The sequence below is a fragment of the Amycolatopsis speibonae genome, from assembly GCF_042647925.1.
Lineage (GTDB): Bacteria > Actinomycetota > Actinomycetes > Mycobacteriales > Pseudonocardiaceae > Amycolatopsis > Amycolatopsis speibonae.
Window position 1 is genome coordinate 43080 of the sequence record NZ_JBHRWK010000059.1, and the last position, 17686, is coordinate 60765.

General features: G+C 65.5%; 29 protein-coding genes and 1 tRNA gene. 5 read left to right on the forward strand and 25 right to left on the reverse strand.

All coding sequences use genetic code 11. The features are described 5' to 3' along the window. Positions 1-33: 33 nt before the first annotated feature. The 13 genes from ACFOSH_RS31600 to ACFOSH_RS31660 all read right to left on the reverse strand — a co-directional run bounded on the left by ACFOSH_RS31600 (position 34) and on the right by ACFOSH_RS31660 (position 8781). Positions 34-180 carry a hypothetical protein gene (locus tag ACFOSH_RS31600; RefSeq protein ID WP_378243133.1) on the reverse strand — a complete coding sequence of 49 codons (147 nt, stop codon included), beginning with the start codon at positions 178-180 and terminating at the stop codon, positions 34-36. 18 nt (positions 181-198) lie between these two features. Beyond that, the gene (locus ACFOSH_RS31605; RefSeq protein ID WP_378243135.1) at positions 199-1083 is read right to left on the reverse strand and encodes a LamG domain-containing protein; all 885 of its coding nucleotides are present in this window, start codon (positions 1081-1083) and stop codon (positions 199-201) included. 22 nt (positions 1084-1105) lie between these two features. Beyond that, a complete protein-coding gene (locus ACFOSH_RS31610; RefSeq protein ID WP_378243137.1) occupies positions 1106-1243 on the reverse strand; it encodes a hypothetical protein in 138 nt (45 codons plus the stop codon). Next, entirely contained in the window at positions 1240-1482 is a 243-nt protein-coding gene (locus ACFOSH_RS31615; RefSeq protein ID WP_378243139.1) for a hypothetical protein, read from the reverse strand. The genes ACFOSH_RS31610 and ACFOSH_RS31615 overlap by 4 nt, the downstream gene beginning before the upstream one ends. Next, positions 1472-1996, reverse strand: coding sequence for a hypothetical protein (locus ACFOSH_RS31620; RefSeq protein ID WP_378243141.1), 525 nt, complete (start codon positions 1994-1996; stop codon positions 1472-1474). The genes ACFOSH_RS31615 and ACFOSH_RS31620 overlap by 11 nt, the downstream gene beginning before the upstream one ends. Next, complete coding sequence (locus tag ACFOSH_RS31625) at positions 1984-2364, reverse strand: hypothetical protein (RefSeq protein WP_378243142.1); 381 nt, start codon at positions 2362-2364, stop codon at positions 1984-1986. The genes ACFOSH_RS31620 and ACFOSH_RS31625 overlap by 13 nt, the downstream gene beginning before the upstream one ends. A 12-nt stretch (positions 2365-2376) precedes the next feature. Then, on the reverse strand, positions 2377-3789 hold the full coding sequence (locus ACFOSH_RS31630; protein ID WP_378243144.1) for a hypothetical protein: 1413 nt from the start codon (positions 3787-3789) through the stop codon (positions 2377-2379). Between the two features lie 160 nt (positions 3790-3949). Further along, on the reverse strand, positions 3950-4714 hold the full coding sequence (locus tag ACFOSH_RS31635; RefSeq protein WP_378243146.1) for an HK97 family phage prohead protease: 765 nt from the start codon (positions 4712-4714) through the stop codon (positions 3950-3952). Positions 4715-4731: 17 nt separating this feature from the next. Beyond that, the gene (locus ACFOSH_RS31640; RefSeq protein ID WP_378243148.1) at positions 4732-5880 is read right to left on the reverse strand and encodes a phage portal protein; all 1149 of its coding nucleotides are present in this window, start codon (positions 5878-5880) and stop codon (positions 4732-4734) included. Positions 5881-5927: 47 nt separating this feature from the next. Beyond that, positions 5928-6101: a hypothetical protein gene (locus ACFOSH_RS31645; protein WP_378243150.1), complete on the reverse strand. Its 174-nt coding sequence runs from the start codon at positions 6099-6101 to the stop codon at positions 5928-5930. A gap of 18 nt (positions 6102-6119) precedes the next feature. Continuing rightward, positions 6120-7556 carry a hypothetical protein gene (locus ACFOSH_RS31650; RefSeq protein ID WP_378243152.1) on the reverse strand — a complete coding sequence of 479 codons (1437 nt, stop codon included), beginning with the start codon at positions 7554-7556 and terminating at the stop codon, positions 6120-6122. Between the two features lie 46 nt (positions 7557-7602). After that, on the reverse strand, positions 7603-8013 hold the full coding sequence (locus ACFOSH_RS31655; protein WP_378243154.1) for a hypothetical protein: 411 nt from the start codon (positions 8011-8013) through the stop codon (positions 7603-7605). Positions 8014-8304: 291 nt separating this feature from the next. Further along, positions 8305-8781 (reverse strand): AAA family ATPase, encoded by a 477-nt coding sequence (locus tag ACFOSH_RS31660; protein ID WP_378243156.1) that lies wholly within the window; start codon positions 8779-8781, stop codon positions 8305-8307. Between the two features lie 434 nt (positions 8782-9215). Here ACFOSH_RS31660 and ACFOSH_RS31665 point away from each other — a divergent pair, with 434 nt between their 5' ends. Beyond that, positions 9216-9440 carry an endonuclease VII domain-containing protein gene (locus tag ACFOSH_RS31665; protein WP_378243585.1) on the forward strand — a complete coding sequence of 75 codons (225 nt, stop codon included), beginning with the start codon at positions 9216-9218 and terminating at the stop codon, positions 9438-9440. 397 nt (positions 9441-9837) lie between these two features. Here ACFOSH_RS31665 and ACFOSH_RS31670 read toward each other — a convergent pair whose 3' ends face one another. The 6 genes from ACFOSH_RS31670 to ACFOSH_RS31695 form a co-directional block, all read right to left on the reverse strand. After that, positions 9838-9984: a hypothetical protein gene (locus ACFOSH_RS31670; protein ID WP_378243158.1), complete on the reverse strand. Its 147-nt coding sequence runs from the start codon at positions 9982-9984 to the stop codon at positions 9838-9840. Between the two features lie 1037 nt (positions 9985-11021). Next, entirely contained in the window at positions 11022-11201 is a 180-nt protein-coding gene (locus ACFOSH_RS31675) for a hypothetical protein (protein WP_378243160.1), read from the reverse strand. Positions 11202-11548: 347 nt separating this feature from the next. After that, positions 11549-11628, reverse strand: a tRNA-Ala gene (locus tag ACFOSH_RS31680). A 122-nt stretch (positions 11629-11750) separates the two neighbouring features. Then, positions 11751-12119, reverse strand: coding sequence for a hypothetical protein (locus tag ACFOSH_RS31685; RefSeq protein ID WP_378243162.1), 369 nt, complete (start codon positions 12117-12119; stop codon positions 11751-11753). A 59-nt stretch (positions 12120-12178) separates the two neighbouring features. Then, entirely contained in the window at positions 12179-12568 is a 390-nt protein-coding gene (locus ACFOSH_RS31690; RefSeq protein WP_378243164.1) for a hypothetical protein, read from the reverse strand. Between the two features lie 385 nt (positions 12569-12953). Continuing rightward, entirely contained in the window at positions 12954-13145 is a 192-nt protein-coding gene (locus ACFOSH_RS31695) for a hypothetical protein (RefSeq protein ID WP_378243166.1), read from the reverse strand. 105 nt (positions 13146-13250) lie between these two features. Between ACFOSH_RS31695 and ACFOSH_RS31700 the strand changes: the two genes are divergently transcribed. The 4 genes from ACFOSH_RS31700 (at position 13251) to ACFOSH_RS31715 (ending at position 15379) form a co-directional block, all read left to right on the forward strand. Further along, positions 13251-13430, forward strand: a complete 180-nt coding sequence (locus ACFOSH_RS31700; protein WP_378243168.1) for a hypothetical protein — start codon at positions 13251-13253, stop codon at positions 13428-13430. Between the two features lie 129 nt (positions 13431-13559). Next, complete coding sequence (locus tag ACFOSH_RS31705; RefSeq protein ID WP_378243170.1) at positions 13560-13940, forward strand: hypothetical protein; 381 nt, start codon at positions 13560-13562, stop codon at positions 13938-13940. Between the two features lie 238 nt (positions 13941-14178). Continuing rightward, complete coding sequence (locus ACFOSH_RS31710) at positions 14179-14592, forward strand: hypothetical protein (protein WP_378243172.1); 414 nt, start codon at positions 14179-14181, stop codon at positions 14590-14592. A 190-nt stretch (positions 14593-14782) separates the two neighbouring features. Further along, positions 14783-15379, forward strand: coding sequence for a hypothetical protein (locus ACFOSH_RS31715; protein ID WP_378243174.1), 597 nt, complete (start codon positions 14783-14785; stop codon positions 15377-15379). A 42-nt stretch (positions 15380-15421) separates the two neighbouring features. Here ACFOSH_RS31715 and ACFOSH_RS31720 read toward each other — a convergent pair whose 3' ends face one another. The 6 genes from ACFOSH_RS31720 to ACFOSH_RS31745 all read right to left on the reverse strand — a co-directional run bounded on the left by ACFOSH_RS31720 (position 15422) and on the right by ACFOSH_RS31745 (position 17552). After that, positions 15422-15622 carry a hypothetical protein gene (locus ACFOSH_RS31720; protein WP_378243176.1) on the reverse strand — a complete coding sequence of 67 codons (201 nt, stop codon included), beginning with the start codon at positions 15620-15622 and terminating at the stop codon, positions 15422-15424. Further along, entirely contained in the window at positions 15622-15783 is a 162-nt protein-coding gene (locus ACFOSH_RS31725; RefSeq protein WP_378243178.1) for a hypothetical protein, read from the reverse strand. Before ACFOSH_RS31725 ends, ACFOSH_RS31720 begins: the two co-directional genes overlap by 1 nt. Before the next feature lie 95 nt (positions 15784-15878). Next, a complete protein-coding gene (locus ACFOSH_RS31730) occupies positions 15879-16652 on the reverse strand; it encodes a hypothetical protein (RefSeq protein ID WP_378243180.1) in 774 nt (257 codons plus the stop codon). Continuing rightward, positions 16649-16870 (reverse strand): helix-turn-helix domain-containing protein, encoded by a 222-nt coding sequence (locus ACFOSH_RS31735; protein ID WP_378243182.1) that lies wholly within the window; start codon positions 16868-16870, stop codon positions 16649-16651. Before ACFOSH_RS31735 ends, ACFOSH_RS31730 begins: the two co-directional genes overlap by 4 nt. Beyond that, the gene (locus ACFOSH_RS31740; RefSeq protein WP_378243184.1) at positions 16867-17220 is read right to left on the reverse strand and encodes a hypothetical protein; all 354 of its coding nucleotides are present in this window, start codon (positions 17218-17220) and stop codon (positions 16867-16869) included. Before ACFOSH_RS31740 ends, ACFOSH_RS31735 begins: the two co-directional genes overlap by 4 nt. Further along, on the reverse strand, positions 17217-17552 hold the full coding sequence (locus ACFOSH_RS31745; RefSeq protein ID WP_378243186.1) for a hypothetical protein: 336 nt from the start codon (positions 17550-17552) through the stop codon (positions 17217-17219). Before ACFOSH_RS31745 ends, ACFOSH_RS31740 begins: the two co-directional genes overlap by 4 nt. Positions 17553-17686 lie beyond the last annotated feature (134 nt).

The window sequence follows — 17686 nt, forward strand, 5'->3', positions numbered from 1 at the left end:
GGACGATGAGGAGACATAGCCGACGGCCATGGGCTACTCGACCAGCGTCCAGGTGACCGTGGCCTCCGGGTGGACGTCGAGCTGGTGGTTCCAGGCCTCGGTCCAGTTGTTCGAGTCGAACACGGTTTCCGTGCACAGGGTGCAGTGCAGGTGAATGGTGGACGGCGGACGGACAGGCACAGCTTCCTCCCAGAATGGTTAGAACGGTGATCCGGCGATAATGGGCCACGCGTCCTGGACTTTCGTGCGGATCGTGTCGTCATCCACAGTGGAATCCACAGTGGTGTCGGTGCCGATCGCCCACGCGAACTGCTCCGCATACGAAACCGGATCCCGCAACGCGTTGCGCGCCAGGTTGAACTCCGCCTTCAACGCCTCGGTCGGGGACCCCGTCGCGTAGATAGTTTTCGCTTTCGCGACCCCGTACTGCTGCATCGCGGCCTTCACCCGCGCCAGAAACGCCTCATCCACCGACAAATCAGCAGCCGACGCCAGATCCGTGGACGTGATCGGAGCCATCGCCGCCGTGATCGACGACTGCCCCAACGCGGTGTCGTAGATCCGGAGGTCGTCGAAACTCCCCGCACTCGTCCACCCACCGAACATGGTCGGCGCGTTCGTGGGCGCGGTGATGGGGCCAGTCAACGAAACTTGATCCGCCAGCACCCCATCCAGGTACAGCTTCACACTGTTCCCGCCGAACGTGCCAGACACGTGATGCCAGTTCGTGGTGTCCGGCCACAGGGCTTTCGCCTGAACGAACGTCCCACCGTTCCGGCCCTGGATGACGACGTCATCCATGTTGAACAGGATCCCCCATGCCCCGGAATCCTCGACCGGGTCATGCCATTCGATGGCCCACCCGTCCGGCACATCCCCCTTGATCCACATGCAGACCGTGCGCTCCACGGTCCGACCGATATCCGGAAGAGGTACAGCGGTCGCCCCCGACGGCTGAAGAGCACCACCCGACACATGTCCAGGGACCCGGGCGGCGTTGGCGGTCAACGCGAAATCATGACCGCCCACCGCATCGATCGCTGTATCACCGGACTCGTCGAAGCTGTAGGCGGCAAGCTGCATGACTTCCCCCGAATCGTAGAGATCAGTCCTTGTAGCCGAGCTCGGCGAGCTGCTTGTCGACTGCCCTCTTGCGCTCATCCTGCCCGTAGATCTCGGCGTTCTCGCGCTCGTTGAGCAGCTGCCTGACCTGCGGAGCGACCTGGTACAGCAGGTCCATCACGAGTTCTTCTGCTCGGTGGTCTGCTGCCGGTTCGCCGAACGGCCCTGGGGGGCCTGCCGCTTCGGGTCCTCCGAGGACTTCGCGGCGTCGGCCGACTTCTCGTCCTTCGGTGTTTCGTGGCCGCGGGCTTTCAGCTCCGCGTCGACCTGCTCGATCCGGTCGGTCTTGCCCTGCTGCTGGAGCGCCGCTCGTTCACGCAGCAGCGCGGCGATGGTCTTGTCGTTGGTGTCATCCGACACGGTGAACTCCAGGATGGTTGAGATGCACAGGACGGACATCCCATGCGATCGGAACTTGCTTCTTCACGTTGTGGTAGTGCCACAACGAGAACTCCACGTCCCCGAAATGGCTCGCCCACCCCGACTCACAGAAACCCTCGACTAACTCGCCGGGCAAGTAGGTCATGCCTAGGCCGAACAGGTTGCAGAACGCCGCGCCTGTTTCCACCGGGGCAGCGCCCTCTGGGGTGATCCCGCCCGGCCATGAACGGTGTGCCCACACGGGATCCGGGACATACAGCGTGTACGGCGCCACCAAGACATCGCTTGAACCTTCAGCAGCGACCGCGGCGAACCTTTCGAGGTCCTCCTTGCTGACCGCGATGTCCCACTCCAGCAGGAGCACGTCACCGAGTCCGCGGAGTGCGTGGTAATCGTGATTTTTGATGACGATCCGCTCGACCTGGTCGACCACGTAGGACCGGCCCGCGGGGATCCGCGCCGGCCACGACCTGACGAGCTTCAGTACGCCCACACGGTCACGGTGCTGGTGACGTTCGTGTTGGCACTGAACGTCACGCGCAGGAACCGCCACGGCTGCCCAGCAACCATGACCTTCCTGGTTGTCGTCGCCGAGGTGATTGCGAACGTCGCCACCGACGTGGTGGTTGGCGCCGCCACGTCAGCGTAGGCGCCTGGGAACCAGTCCACCCCGTCCGCCGACACCTCGAGCAGGTAGGTACAGGTTGGAGTGGACCCGACCGTGGTCACGATCGTCACCAGCGCGGGCCCGGTGGATCCGCCGCGGTCCACGATGTTCGTGGACTGCCCGTTCCCGGTTTGTGCCGCAGACAGGCTCGCGGAGTTCGCGTACGCACCCGCGCCGGTGACGATCGTTCCCATGGTCAGCTCCGATCAGAACGCCGGCGTCGACAGGCCGGTGCCGGTGATGGACTGCATGCCGTTGGCGTACCGGCGCAGCGAGTACGCGAAGTACCCGTAGAGCACCAGCAGCACGCCGAGGCTCGCGGCCTTCGCCTGCTCCGCGCGGATGAACACCGGGGCCTGCGGGTCTTCCCACAGGTGACACTCGTCCTGCGGGACCACGAAGATGGCGTCTTCGTTGGTGCCAGTGCCGCCCGCGGTGGAGACGTTGTTGTCAACCACCGCCTGCATGCCGTTCGGGAGGACACCGCGCGAGCCCGTGCCGTACTTGACGGCGTTGTTCGCACCGGCGGCTTGCGGGTCGATGCCGGGCTGCTGGATCGTCGGCCAGTTCGGGCCGACCTGGGACTGCATCCAGTACCAGCGACGCGAGTGCATGATCACGTGGCTGGGGACTGCCTGGCCGAGCAGGGCCGCTTCCACGCCCGCGGCGGCACCGAGGAGCTTCGGGTACAGCTCGGGGACCGTCGGCGACGCGTCGGTGTAGGTCGTGGTCGTCGCGACCGCGGCCAGGCCGGTCGTGGCCTGGTTGATCAGCGTGTTGTCCAGGGTGGTGGCGTAGCGCTTGAAGAGGTCACCCAAGGCGACCTCTTCGATGCCGGTGCCGCGCTCGAGTGCCTGCCGGGACAGGGTCTGCTGACCGGCCGCGGTCTGGACGTTCTCCGTGAGGAGCGTGTCGTCCATGTCCGTCTCCGACACCCCGGTGTTCTCCGAGGCCTGCAGCGCCACCGACGAGGCGGTGGTGATGCGGGAGATGTTGACCGTCATGCCCTCGGGGGGCAGGTCGTGGTGGTTGCAGATGTCCGCGAACGGCCGCAGGTTCGCCACTGCCGGCGCGTACATGTCCGTCAGGTACTGCGGAACCACCAGGCCGGAGAACGCACCGGTGCCGGCAGCGCGCTGCAGATACTGGGCACGCTCGACGCGCTCTTCCTGCATGTGCCGGACGAGACGCTGTTCGGCCTCGAGGTCGCGGAACAGGAACTGCTTCGCGACGTCACGGACGAACTGGGCGCCCTTGCGGTCGTTGCCGCGGTGGTAGGTGCGCTCCTCCGAGCCGACCCGAGCGACCTGATCGTACTTGCGGGTCTCGGCGCCGGTGGGGTGGCGCTCTTCGCTCTGAGTGGAGATCTCGAGCTCGGCGGTCTTGGCACGCTTCGCGTTGTCGAGCTTCGCGGCGATGCCGACGAGGTCGGCGGCCTTGCGCTCCTTGATCTGGAAGAGTTCCTTGACGCGCTCGTCTTCGTCCTTGGTGAGGGTGGAGCGGCCTTCCTGCGTGGCGGACGCCACGATGGCCTGGACCTCGGCGATGGCCTTGTCACGGGCCTTCGTCGCCATGTCCTGCTCCACCTCGATCTTGGTGATGATCTCGTCGATGACCATGACGAAACCTCCCTTTCGAGTGGGGTAGTTGACTTGGTGGCTCGCGATCCCGGTCTGAGTGCCGTCCATGCGAGGGACAGTTACCGATCTGAGGGTCGGCTTACTGGTACAGCCATCTCCACGCTTGCCGGTCTGAGTGCCGGCGTAGCACGGGAAGTCTTCAGAGATCGAGCAGCGCCTCGATCAGCTTGATCGAACGCCCCTGTGGCTCGGCGACGACGGGCGGCCCGGCACACTCTCCCGATTCCGCTTGCGGCTCGGCGGCACGCTCGGCGCGGGTTTCCTGCAGCATCTCCACCGCGGCACGCTGTGCACCCGACGGAAGCCGCTGCAGGTCGTTCAGGATCTCTGTCTGTCGAGCGGCGACCGACGTGTACGGGTTCGCGCCGTAGTTCACGGCCGACACGTCGCCCCGGTCGAGGTCGACCTCGAGGATCCGGAACTCGGAGTAGTCCTCGTTCCACTGGCCGTCGATGATCCGGAACGCGAACGACATCTCGGTGATGTCGCCGTCCTCGATCGCGATCACCAAGTCGTTCACGTCGGACCGCTTCGGGTTGACGTAACCCTCCGTCTGCAATCCCTGGGAATCCGCGGACAGCAGCAGCGAACCGGACTTGGTCCGCGCCATGGTGACGCCGGAGTGGTTCACCAGGTACGCCACGTCTGGTTTCCGAGCAAGGGTCTTCGCGAACGCTCCTTGGTCGACGACCTCGTCGTACTCGCCGAACATGTCGTACATCCGGTACGCCTTCTCCACCACCGAAGCGTTACCGGTCAGCTTGACCTTCTCGGAGCCGTTCCAGATCACCGTCTCGGCACGCATCTGCGCCGCGAACGGCTGTCGGTGCCACGCCCCGTTCGGGATCTCACCGGGGTTCTCGCCGGCCGCGGCGGCGCGGCGCTGGAGCACATTCGGGTCCACCTGGTTACTCCTTCGCATCACGGCGCTGTCGCCGACGAAACAGGACTCGGAGAAGCAGAGTCTGAGGTCCCCTTCGGCGGCCAGAACGTCAGGAACTGATCGATCTGGTCCTGCGTCAGCGCCGGCAGGTTGTCGAGTTCACGCGCCTCATCCGGCGTCATCGTCCGAGAATCGATCTTGACCTTGATCATTTCGGCGGCAGACTTCGGGTCCATCCGCAGCAGCGCGTTCGTGTTCAACTTCACGTAGCGCGGATTCGAGAGCAGCTTCCCCAGCGCGTTCTCCCGCCGGAGGATCGTCGGCCCCAAATGCATGATCAGGAACTGAAGGTTCCGCTGCGAGATCGACGCGTAGGTGATGTTCCCGGATTGCACCGCAGCGTCGATCAGGTCACCCGGGCAGTCGAAGAACCTTGCGATGTCCGAGATCCCGAACTGCTTCGCCTCCAGCCAGGCAGATCCAGCCGATTCCGCCTGGATCATGTCGTACTCCCAGTCCGAACCGGTAACCAGGATTTCGCCAGCACGAACTGAAGCCGTGTACCGCTCCTTGATGACGCTCGACTGCTCACTGGTCAACGTCTTCGCGGTGTTCTTCAGGTGTGCAAGCGGGACACCGCCGTTGCCGAACCAGTCCAACGCGAAGTCCTGAATCGACAGGTACTCCGAAATCGACCACGCCGCGTACGCCACCGGTGACAACCCCACGGGCAGGCCGGCAACGGTGTACTGGCGCTCGTGCCACACGTCCTTCGGGTCGTACAGCTTCCCCGCGATCCGGTACCACTCCTTGCCGCCCTGCCTTACGAAGGCGCATTCACCCAGCGGCTGCAGGTCGATCCGCCGCGGCAGCCCCCCACCGTCCCGCTCGGTGATCAGACCGAAGACGTTCCCGCCCCGATCCAAGTCCACCTGGGACGAGTAGAGCCACTCCTGCAGGTCAACACGCTCGCCGCCGGGGTTGACCAAGACGGGAGGCTTCGGAACCTCGATCTGCTCGCCGTTCACCCGTCGGTACACGTCCACCGGCATCGTCGACACCAGGTTCCCCCGAAGCCGCAGGCATGCCCACACCGCCGAGTGCCGCATCGCCGTGTCGCTCGTGACCACCGCGGCACCCGGTTTGCTCATCGCCGGCCGCGCGTTGACCATCTGTTCAGGCGTCACACCGAAGAGGTTGGCGGAGCGACGAAATAACGACACGCTTCACCGCCTCACTGATTCGGATCCTGTGACTTCCGGGGACGACCAAGCCACCACGCCGCAGCCGCGACCACCGCAGCCGCGCCGGCGAAACCCAGCGCTGGATGGATAGACCACAGCGCACAGGCGGCAGCGATAGCGAACAGGACAAGGGCCAGCAGCTCGAGCGAGTCGACGATGAGCATCCTCAAAACACCGACTCCCTAGTAGACAGACTCGAGCACGTCATAGTTGGCGTCCTGCACTAAATGACCCAGCGAGGTGAACCCCCACCTAGCACCGGTGACAGTAACGATCGGGGAGGTGTCCGCCGCCGAGTTCTTCAGCTCCCACACGAGCGAGTCACCGTTCTGCTTCGCCCGCGCACCCTCGGCGGAGTTGTCCAACTCTCGCTGTCCGGTGTGCCGGAAGGATCCCTGTTTCACCGCGTCGAGGAGTTGCCCAACCGCGCCAGACATCTGCGTCGCAGTCAGAACATGCAGTTCGCCGCGCTTCGGCTTCTCGAGATCCTCTGGCCGCGCGATCCCCTGCTTCTTGAGCTCCACTTCGATCGACGCTGCAGTACCCCGGCCCATCACCACCGCCAGCGGATCCAAAGCGGATCGCCACTTCACGACAGCATCCACAAGCCAGTCCGTACCCGGTTGGTACTCCACGATCTGCCCGTGGCCTAGACCATCTTCGCGATTCCCGTAAATCCCGATCGCCGCGTAGTCCCGCTTCGGGGCGATATCCACCGCGAGCGCGACGTCCCCATGACGTTTGGACCCGGGGTCAAGAAGCTTCCCGCGCCACACACCCATGTCGATCGCGCCGCCGCCGCTGATCTGCTTCGGCCATACACCGATGCGTTCGATCGCGAAGTTTTCTTCTCGAACCGAGTCTCGTTCGTCCTGAACGGTCTCTTCGTCAATCCGGATCCCGTAACCGGGGTTGGTGCGAGCCCACAGATCTCGACTGTCGAGATCCAGGTGCCCCAACTCCGAAGCGTTTCCTTCCGCACCCCAGTCCCGGAAACCCAGATTGCCGGTTGTGCTCGACTCGGCGCGGGTCCGCAGCCGGAACAGGATCGGCCCGGTGTCGCCCGTCAAAGGAGGCGAGGACGTGTAGATCATCTGCGGGTTCGGTCTCGCCGCCATGGTGAACTTCAACGCCGAGTGCTGTTCGTCGGTGTACGCGAACGCCTCATCGATGATGTTTACGTCACCGCTGAAGCCCCGCCCTGAGCCCTTGCTGCGCGCGATGAACTTTACTCGCTGCGACGGTCTCTTCGGGTCGCTCGGGTCGAACAGTTCGAACCCTTCGGACCCGTTGGTGTTGTTGACCTTGATGTGCAGTCCGTCGATCTCAATGAGGTTCTCGTTCAGCATCTCGCCAAGGCCCACGAGCAACGCCTTCAAACGACGGAACGCCTCGAGCGCGGTCTTCACCTCATGTGCCGACCACATGATCAGTTGCTCGTTCAGGACAAACAGCCCGGCCAGGGCACGTGCCTCAAGGATCGCACCCTTGCCGTTTTGCCGAGACACAATCTCGGCGTACTCACGACACGCCCACTTTCGATCCGCGCGGATCGAAAGCATCAACTCGAGCGCGTCCTGCTGCCACTGATCCAGCTCAAGACCAGCGACCCGCGCCAACTGCACTGCGGCCGGGCCGTACGACGCCGAATATGCCGGAGCTACCTCAACGCGCGGCCGGGGCACTCGGGATAAGGGCGGTGACGGAGGCAAGCTTGCCACCACCCTTCGCGGTCGGATCCTTCTTCACGCCGGCGGCCTTCACGAGGTCCGCGCCGAGCGTCCGGAACGCGTTCGCGAGTTCCCGCGCCTCCGACAGGACCTTGTCGACGTACACCGTGACCTCGGTGCCGTCGTCGTTACGGGACCAGAACCGCAACCAGTCCTCGCCCTTCAGCTGCCGGTCCAGCTTCTCCAGCCGGTCCGCCATGCGGCACAGCTCAACAAGCTGCTCCCGATGGATCGGTGACGGCGACCACGACGCGGTCATCGCATCCCAGAGCTTCTGTCCGCGGTCTCCCAGGCTCGGGATCTCCTCCGAGGGGGCGTGACGGCCCTCTTCCAGGGAATCCGTCACGGCCTCCGTCACGGTCACGGGTGTGACGGCCGTACAGTTACCGATCAGGCAGAGCGAATGGTCTCCCTGCCTGTGCCTTCGGTACCTGCGAGCGCGCTCAGCGGCCTTCGAGTCACGCATGACGAAGCCCCTTCAGAGCGTCGGGGGGAGATTTTGCGGGAGGGGTGGAGTGGGGTCACCGGTGTCGATCTTTAAAAGATCTTCAGTGATCCACTTCTGTCCCGTTGGTTGATCATGTGGATCTGGTTGGTTGGTAACCAACGATCTCCGTCATGACCCACAGATGGCGGTCTACACATCCCCCGGTTCGAGCTGTATCGACCCTCTGACCTGCGGAAATGGGTCATCGGGGTTGAGGTCACCGACCCATGGGGTGTACCAGTGGTACCACTCACCGATGGACCGTGAGGTACCCGATGGTCTGCCGTCTGCCTTGGCCCGGCGGGTGCACTCTGCTCTGCCTGGGCTGAGGACGTACACCTTGGCGTGCCACTGCTCGGCGAGGCGTGCGCGTTGGTGTGGTCGTGGTGCTGTGCGGATGACCCATGCTGTGCCGTCACCAGGGTGTGCTGCTGCCTGGTGGATGGCTGCTTGCATGTCGTGCTCTGCTGCTGTGCGCCAAGGTTCGGGGTGCAGCCATGGGGTTGGTGAGCCGAGGTTGCGGGCGATGTCGTCGTAGTCGAGGACCACGTCGTGGTCGGTGGCCAGGGTGTGGGCGAGAGTGGTCTTGCCACTGCATGGTGGGCCGCACAGTACGACGATGCGCATGGGGCTCTACACCTTGGAGTTGTGCGGCAGGGGATGCAGCACTGAGCCTTGGCTTCCCCTGCTTCCCGGCGCTACCGGGCTTGCCTCAGAAGCTTCGACGGCGCCGAGCCTGCGCTGACTGTGCCCGTTGCTCGAGGCGTTCACAGTCCCGCTCCGACACGCTTGCGCGTCCCCTGCCATTGCCCAGTGTAGACGCTGGATGACGCCTTGTCTGGTGGGCCACAGAGGAACACCAGGTGCACAGCGGGGTCAGCCTGCCCACTTGAGTCGAACACCGAGCGAGCCAGTGATGTGTCGAGGTTGCCACATCGCGCGGCTGGTGCGGTCGGCATTATCAACGCTGGGTACGACACGGTGACCCCAACGCAGCTGTCCAGCAGCGAGCCACCGTATGGGAAGCAACCAAGCCTGACCGAGGTCCCGCGAAGTATGGGCTGACGAACGAGCAGTTTGAGACCCTCTGGCAAGAACAAGAGGGCTTGTGCGCCATCTGCCGCACCGAATTGCAACGCACCGGAATGCGGTCCCACAACATCGACCACTGCCACAAGACCGGCCGCGTACGTGGTCTTCTCTGTCGAGCTTGCAACTGGGGGATGGGCATTCTTGGCGATGATCCAGACCGGCTGGAAGCTGCCGCAACATACCTCCGCCGGTGAACAACAGAGATTTCCCCCCAGGTCGCAGCCTCGCGTGTTCGATCGTGCTGTGTTCGGGTATCAAGGGTCGGTGGTCCCAGCATCCCGCCGCGCACGGGACGCTGGGACCGCCTCTCCGCGTCCCGTGCCAGTGGACTGACTGTGGGGCCGAGAGGCGCTACCACGGCCTCAGCCGGGCAGGCTCAGCTTCAACAGGACGGGCACTGGGCCTGCTTGCTCTCGTCCTTCGGACACTCGTTTTTCCCCGTCATGGGACACGGGGGCAGGCCTTCCCAGTCGTCACCGCTGACGCAGGGCGGGAGCGGACGGGGTGCGGTTTCGACAGGGGCTTCGAGGACTGGCGCGGTCACGCTTTCCCCGTTCCGCCGCACCCGGGGCACTTCGGTGGGTTGGTGGCTCAGGTGAGCCAGCTGAACACGAACACCGTCGCGACCCCGAGGGCTGCGATGGCGAGGATGACGGCGGTGACGCCGGCGGCGAGGAGCCAGGCGTCCCGGTTGGGCATCAGAAGATCCCGTTGTTGAAGCGCCAGCAGAACCGGCATACCCACTCCGCTGAGACGGACGGGTGTCGGTGCATGAACAGGCGGTCGCGGCGGGCCCGGCAGCAGTAGCAGTACCGTTCACGGTCCCGGATCCACAGAGGTGCGACTCCGTACCGTAGCCAAGTGAGCAACTCACCGGCCTCCCATCGAACACGGCGCACCATGACGAGTCCCCGGTTGGGCATCAGAAGTCCCGGCTCATGTCACGCTCCTTCGGCAAGCGTGCCGGGCGGCGTGTAGGGCATGGCGTCATCGGGCCACTCCCAGTAGGTCACGCACCTGACACGGCCACGGGAGTCCATGACCTGTTCACGTGTGAGGCGAAGCCGGTCAGGTGTTCGCCTCGGCCCTATCAAGCCGCCGAATGCGAGCCGCTGCTTGGTCGAGGTGATCTGGTCCCGGCTCATGACTCACCTCGCTCGGCGAGAGCGCGGTCGACAGCGGCGTTGACGGCCTGCTGGAACTGCCGGTCCTGTTCGGACTCCATCGTCATCGAGATCAACACCGACGATGACCCCGACCTGCTTTGGGGGCAGGGCTGGGGTGTGACGTCGTGCTTGCCGCAGCCGCGTCGCCCGTGGCCGTCGCCGTGGATGTGGCACTTGGGGTCGAACCCGTCGGCGGGGACGGAGCGGCAGGTGCAGCAGTGGCAGGGCCACCGGCTCGCTGGCTTGTCCAGGATTGGCGTCAGCGGTTTCGAGGCGGGCATCGGGGTTACACCTCGCTGGGGTCGAGTTGGATGTGGCCGCGGGGCTGCTTGGGGTTGAGGCGTGCGCATGGGTAGCCGAGGGAGCAGGCGCAGTCTTCGATGGCGAGGCCGCGGAGCCGGTTGGAGCGGGCCGAGTTGCAGCCGATGCACGCGAGGCGGAGGTTGGCGCGGTCGTGGGGTGGGCCGCCGTGCTGGAGCTGGACGAGGTGGTCTGCTGAGCGGGCCCTCGGGTGGCGGGGGTGGAGGCGTTGGTCGATCCATTGGCCGCAGAGCCAGCAGTGGTCTTCTTCGGCGAAGACGCGGGCTTGGGCGGTGCGCCAGGGGCGGCCTACGCGTCCGGCGCTGGAGGCTTCGGTGCGGGACACTCGTTGCCGCCGATTTGGTCGCCGCCGACGTAGACCGGCTCGGGGACGGTGTCGTTGAGGATCTGGATGAACCCGACTGGCAAGTCGCCGCCGTTGTCGTAGGAGCGGCGGGACTCGTCCTGCATTTCGGCGATCCAGTCCATGATCAACCCTTCGCCTTGAGATCCGACGTGTCGGGCGGGTATCGCTCGACCTTGCAGCGTTTCTCGCTGCCTGAGGGCGAGAAACGCCGCGTCCGCACGTCGAGGCTGCGCGGGTTGGTCAGAGGTTTGAGGCCCGGCCCTCGACGGCTCCCGAATGCGTGGGGCCGGGCTGAGACCGTCGATCCACCGTCCACAACGAACGGGTCGACAGCCGTTAGCGGGTGGGTCTGCCCTGCATATGACAGGCCACCGGATGGATAGGACGTGCGCTCGTTGAGTCGGCGCGACCTGGTGGCGTCCGGGGCGTGGACGTTGAGCGCCTGTTTCGCCCCTGGTCTCGAAGTGAGGTCTCCGGGGCGGGCTCGAACCGCCGACCTTGCCGCGCCATGAGGCATGCTCTACCGAACTGCTACTGAGCTACCGGAGACGAGTCAGCCACGCGCGAGCGTCCTACGGGGACAACTCGCTCATGGTGAATAAGCACATGTTGCATCATGGTCAACCCCAGTGACAACATCGGGTCCGTCACGGCGTGTCGATTCGTGACGCTCAGCGCTTCCCGAGCCACTTCCGCACCGTCATTCGGTCGACGCCGAGCTTCCGGGCCAGCGATGCCTCGGACTCGTCGCCAGCGGCAGCCAGAGTCATCGCGTGCGCTGCGGCCATGGTCTTGGCCATCTCGAAGCGGGCGGCCATCAAGTTTCGACCAACCGAGTCAACGTCAAGGTCGCCCATCACGTACTGGACAGCAGTCGAGAACGCTTCCTCGCGCTCGTCCTGATACTCGTCGAAGTCTTCGCCTTGCGGGTACTTCTCGTCCAGCTCGTCGGAGATGCGCATCAGGGTGTCCTTCTGCTCCGACGTGATGTCGTTCGCGAAGTCGCCCAGGTAGCTCTCAAGCTCGGTCAGCTGCATCATGGTCTCCCCTTCTCTGTTGTAGACCACTCTACAGCCTGAGGTGTAGACGTGTCTACACCTCAGGCCTGTTTCCCGTGCTCGTGGATGTACTCCGATGCCACCCACTGCCGAACTCCACCAGGCCCCTCCACATCGCACCCAACCTGCCCGAAGGCGACCTCCCGATGCCCCACCACCGTGAACAGCACCTCCCCGACCCGAAAGCGGTAGCCCACCGGGCAACGGCCCCCACTGGCTGGTGTCGGCTGCTGCCCGGCGGCGCGGCAACGATCGCAGTTCACCAGCGCCCAGTTCAGCGACAGCCTCACCGCCTGTGTCCCGCAGCGGGCGACTGAGCGGCCGTTGCGGGAGTCGAGGTGGTGTGTGGTGGGGTCGTCGCCCTTGGGTGCTACCAGCGGGGTGAGGAGCGCTTGGTGCACGGCCGGGTCGAACGGGGGCAGGTCGGGCATCGCCTCAGTGTCGCGTCACCGGGATTCGTAGGCGGCGCCGGACTCGATGAATTCGCGGCACTTGGCGCCGAGGATGCCGCCCGGACCAGCGGGCTCCTCATGGCACTTGCAGCACTGTGGGGCGATGTCGGTCATGATTTCCGTTCCTCTCGGGTTTCCTCGACGGACAAGGCAATCAACTCGGCGTCCGGGTCGCCTGAAGCGTGCCCGCGCACGGTCTCGACCCAGTGGGTCTGGGTGCCTTCGAGACGGCGAACGCCGCACGTACACCTTTGCGGGCACTTCGTTAAGATCATTCATTGTCGACTCCCTTTGCAGTCGTCCATGCCCCGGGGATGTTCACAGCATCCGCCGGGGTCCTTCTATGTCCCACAAAGATTCTCGATCACCCCTCAACTCCGCGCGCCCGCGCTGCACGGCGGACGTGTTCACGAGTGCGACCGAGATCGGCCGCGATGTCCTTCTGGGGGACGCCGGCGGCGATGGCGTCGAGGATGGCCTTGGGTTCGGCATCGGCGACGCGGTCTCGTTCCTTGGCGATTTGGCGGAGGTTGGTACGGGCTTGGTCTGGGGTCACCTCCAAAAGTATGCCACACGGTGTGGCCTACGGGGGTTGCAATGCCAACAGATGTGGCCTACAGTTGTGGCACAGGCAGCGAGCAGCAGAGACCCGGAGGACGAGATGACCGAGCAGACCACCACCCCCGAGATCACCAACGAAGCCCTCGGAGACATGCGCGACGTCCTGGTCCGGGACTTCGGGATCATCGCCGCCGAGTGGGCGCCCGCCGAGAAGGTCATCGCCAAGATCCGCGTCAAGTTCGGGAGCGTCGAGCACTTCCTCAACCACTACGGCCACTGACCACCCCTGCCCCCGGCTCCGGCCGGGGGCACCCGCTCCACTCCCCTCTCACCGCCGCCTGAGAAGTACTTTCCACGCAAGATATTTCGTCTCTCGACCCGCCGCCTGACCGTCCAGAAAGGACACACCATGTCGAACACCCTCACCGTCCGCCGCGGCTCCCGCGTGCTGTACGTCCTGCGCTCCGGCGCCGGCGTCGGTCACGTCGAGGGCGAGAGCTTCTACCGCGAGGGCGCCTCGTTCGTCTTCCGCTTCGAGGACGGCTCGGTTGGCTGGTCGCCCCAGGGCCTCGCTCGTCTGGTCGCCGTCGACGCTCGCACCACACTGGTGGAGGACGGATTCAACAACGTCGGCCGCCTGTGCAACGTGCGGGGCGACGGCGCTGCTGGGGAGCCGTGCCGCTGCTGGCACGTGCGGGCCGCAGTGAGCGACGGGCGCTACCTGGTCGAACACTTGGACACCGGCGTGGTGCGTCTGGTGGGCCACCGCGAGATGACCAACCTGTACTGATCTCCCAGCCCCCGCCGCGCGCAGGCGCCGTCGGTTCGTGACCGAGCGGGGGCACAAGGGGCCGGTTGTGGAACCCCAAGGTGGACAGGAATACGGGTCGCTCCCCGGGAACCCTGCTCCCGCCACAACCGCGGTGCCGCGAGGTCGCGCCTACGGCACGCGCCCGCCCGACTGGCCAGCGGGGCGGGCACAACCCCACCAAACCCGCCAAGCAGTTTCAACGACAGGAGCAAGCCAAATGACCGACAACCGCCTCGTCGACGTGCTCGGCGACTACTGCCACATCGACGGCCCGCACACCGACGATACCGCCACCGACGCCTCCGCGTCCCTCAGCGAACTCGTCCGCTACCTCAACCACGCCACCATCGGCCGCAACCCCTGGCCGTGGGCGGCCACCACCCACCGCGTCGTCGGCGGGCTCAGCGCCACCGTGTACGGCATGGAGCAGCTGGTCCGGCAGCTCGCCCAGGTCCTCGAAACGCAGGCGAAGGACGCGACGCTGTACGACGACCGGCACGACCGGCCCGGCGCGCAGACCGCTGCCGCGGCGGCGGAGGAACTGCGCACGCTCCGACCGCTGATTCAGCAGCTGGCGGCCCAGCTCGACGCTGTCTGCGGGTGCACTGTCCACCTCGGCAACAACGACTAGACCGACTCGGCCATCCTGCGGAGCACAGTGGTTGGCGCGCCGCGGAGCGACCGGGCGAGGACCGCGACCGCCTCGTCCCGGGGGTCACGGAAACTCGTTCCCGTCAGGAACATCACCGGCGCGCGCCGAGGTAATTCCACTGTGGACGAACCACGCCCACAGTCCCAGACCAATCGAAAGGGCGGGCCGCATGGCGCGCGGAGGAGACGAATACACCCAACACCTGCAGGAGCAGGCCGACAAGCAACGCGCCGAAACAGCAAGAGCTGAGCAGCAGCGTCTGCGAAACGAGCAGACTCAGCAGGCGCAGCAGGCCAAGGACGCGGTGAAGGCGCAGCGAGAGCGAGACCGGCAGGATGCCGCCGCTATGCGCCTCCAGGAGAACCGTGAGGCTGCGGCGGCGGCCCGGACTGAGCGCCTCGCGAAGGCCGAGGAGGAACGCACGGCCAAGCGTGAAGCGAAGTGGGCGGCGGAAGCCGCGAAGAAGGACGCGGCTGAGGCGCTGCGGCAGCAAAAGCGTGAGGTGAAGTATGCCGCCGAGGAGCTCCGGAGGAAGGCGGGGGAAGCCAAACGGCAGGCTGTCCGTGAGGCGAGGGAGAAGCTGCGTCAGCAGCAGATCGCGGATCGGCGTGCGGCGGCGAAGGCGACTGCCGAGGCCAAGAAGCAGGCCGAGAAGGACAAGCGGGAGGCTGCTGCCGAGGCGCGTCGGCAGGCGGCGGCGCAGCGGAAGGCTGAGCAGAGGGCGGCGGCGAAGGCGACTGCCGAGGCTAGGAAGAAGAACAAGTAGTCGCACGAAGGCCCCCGGCATCACGCCGGGGGCCTTCGTCAATCATGTCGATTCCTTCCCGTCTGCCGGCTCCAGGCCGAGCATCGCCAGCACCTCGGCGCACTCGGCCGCGTTCTCGGAGAGCGACGCCACCGCCCGCACAGCACGGCGTCGCTCCTGTGGGGTCCCAGGCTTCACGATCGGGCAGATCCCCATGCCGTCACCGGAGGTTCCGAAGGTGCCCGGCTTGTAGCCGTCGTACATCACGCCTCCTCGATCAAGTAGTCGATCTGCGCCATCAGGTCAGACCAGCGGCCCCCGTTCGACGACGAGCAGTCCAAGGTGTCATCCGATGTCGTCTCGTCCATATCGGACGGATGGCGGTCGTAGTGGCACGGGTCAGCCAGATCTCCGAGAACAGTCATGCGCCGAGCCTGGCGGGTAGATCGGATTGTGACGTGCGCCCACGAACCTAGTGGCAGATCGCCCGCGTTGATCCCGAGTGAGAGATGTTCAGGCATCACGCCGCCTTTCCTCGTGCCGCCCACGAGATTGCCAAATCCCTGACGTCACCGAACCCGAACAACTCCTGCCCCGCCCCATTCACACCCCTGACGTGAAGGCGTCCCCTGGTGCGCCACGACCTCCATGTCCCATCCGGGATCTCCCGGTCCATCAGGAGCTTCACCCACGACAGGGCCTGGGTTTTCGTCACATTCCGCACCGCCGCCGCGTCCACCATCCACTGCCGACGCTCCGCCACCGAATATTCGACCTCGCAGTTCGGGCAGCGGACATGCATGTCCCCAGGGTTCGCGTCCATCGCCGTCCCGCACCCCTCCGTACGACACGGGCCAGCGAACAGAAACTCCGGTGGCCGATCGATCGCCCGGAACGCATTCGACACCGCATGCCGGATCTCATCCACCAGCCGGCCAGCCTGATCCCAGCCCGCCAACTCATCCAGCGACGCCTCCAGCCACCTCGCGGGGTTCAGCGGGAACTGCATCCCCAGTTGGGCAGAGAGGTCGTCGGCGGCCGCGGTGAGCGTCGAGGACAGCACCTCCATTGCTTCCGATGCGTGCTCCTTGAACACGAGGCTGGTTTCCGCGGACTTCCTGCCGCCGTCCCCGCCGATGACGTCCTGCCTGGCGAGGGTGATGGTGAGGTTGTCGAACAGGAACGTCACCTCCGCGAGGTTCTGTTCGAGATCGCGGACACATCCTCCGCAGATCCACTGGTGTTCGGGGCGGTGGCGGGATTCGTGGCCGGGTGTGGTGCACATGGTCGTCACGATGCCTCCTTGAGTCCGATGTAGATGTAGGCGCCGATGGCGTCGCAGTAGCGGCGGACAGTTTCGAGGCGAAGGTCGCGACCGTAGTTTTCGATCTGGGATACGTAGGAGCGGTCGACGTCCATCCTCTGGGCGACCTCGGAGACGGCGAGTCCGCGTTGGGTACGGAGGCTCTTCAGGTGCGCGCTGAGGGCGCGGCCGGTGGCGGTGCCCTTCACGCGAATCTCCGGAGGGCGCGGGCGAGCCAGCCGCGGCGGGCCGGGAGCACTTCGGCGATCACGACAGCACGGTGGATGTCGTGGTAGGGGCGGGCCGGGAGTGGTGTGGGTGGGTCTTCGTCGAGATCCATCGGGGTCTCGGTGTTCCCGAGCTGGGGTCCGATAGGAACTGACTCGAGTTGGGGTTTCGGGTGGAGGATGCCGCGGAGGCGGAGGGTTTCGACGTCGGGATACGCGGTGATGGGGCCGCCGTCGTGCTCGATGGCCCGGACCACGTCGGACCAACAGCCGGCGTCGAGTTTCGGTGTCGATGCGGCCGGGATCGGGTCGGAGGCGGGGTTGGCGGTCATCTGGCCTCAATTCCCAGCGGGTTGCGGCTTCCGTGCTCGGGGACGTTGGCCTCGGTCATGGACTGGATCTGGAAGTCGATCGGTGCGGGCGCACTGGCTGCGTTGGCGATTAGGTCGGAGAGCGCGATGTTCAGCAGGGACCTGACGTCGTCGCCAAGTCGCTTCACGCGCTTGTCGGGGAGGATGAGCCGGAGGTCGATGTCGCGGTAGTCGGCGCGCTTGAGGACGGACCCGACGAGGTACACGGGTGCACCGAAGGCGTCGGCCACGGGACGGCAGGCCCAGTGGAGGCGCCGGAAGTCCGGCGGGCTGAGGTAGGCGGCTCTGGTCATCTGGCCTCCTCGCGTGGGCAGATGCAGGTGACGCGGGAAACAGCGGGGACAGACCACAACAGGCGGGTTCATCGGGGACTCCAAGGGGATTGGGCGGTCAGGATTCCCACTGCCATGAGGTAGGCGAAGGTGTC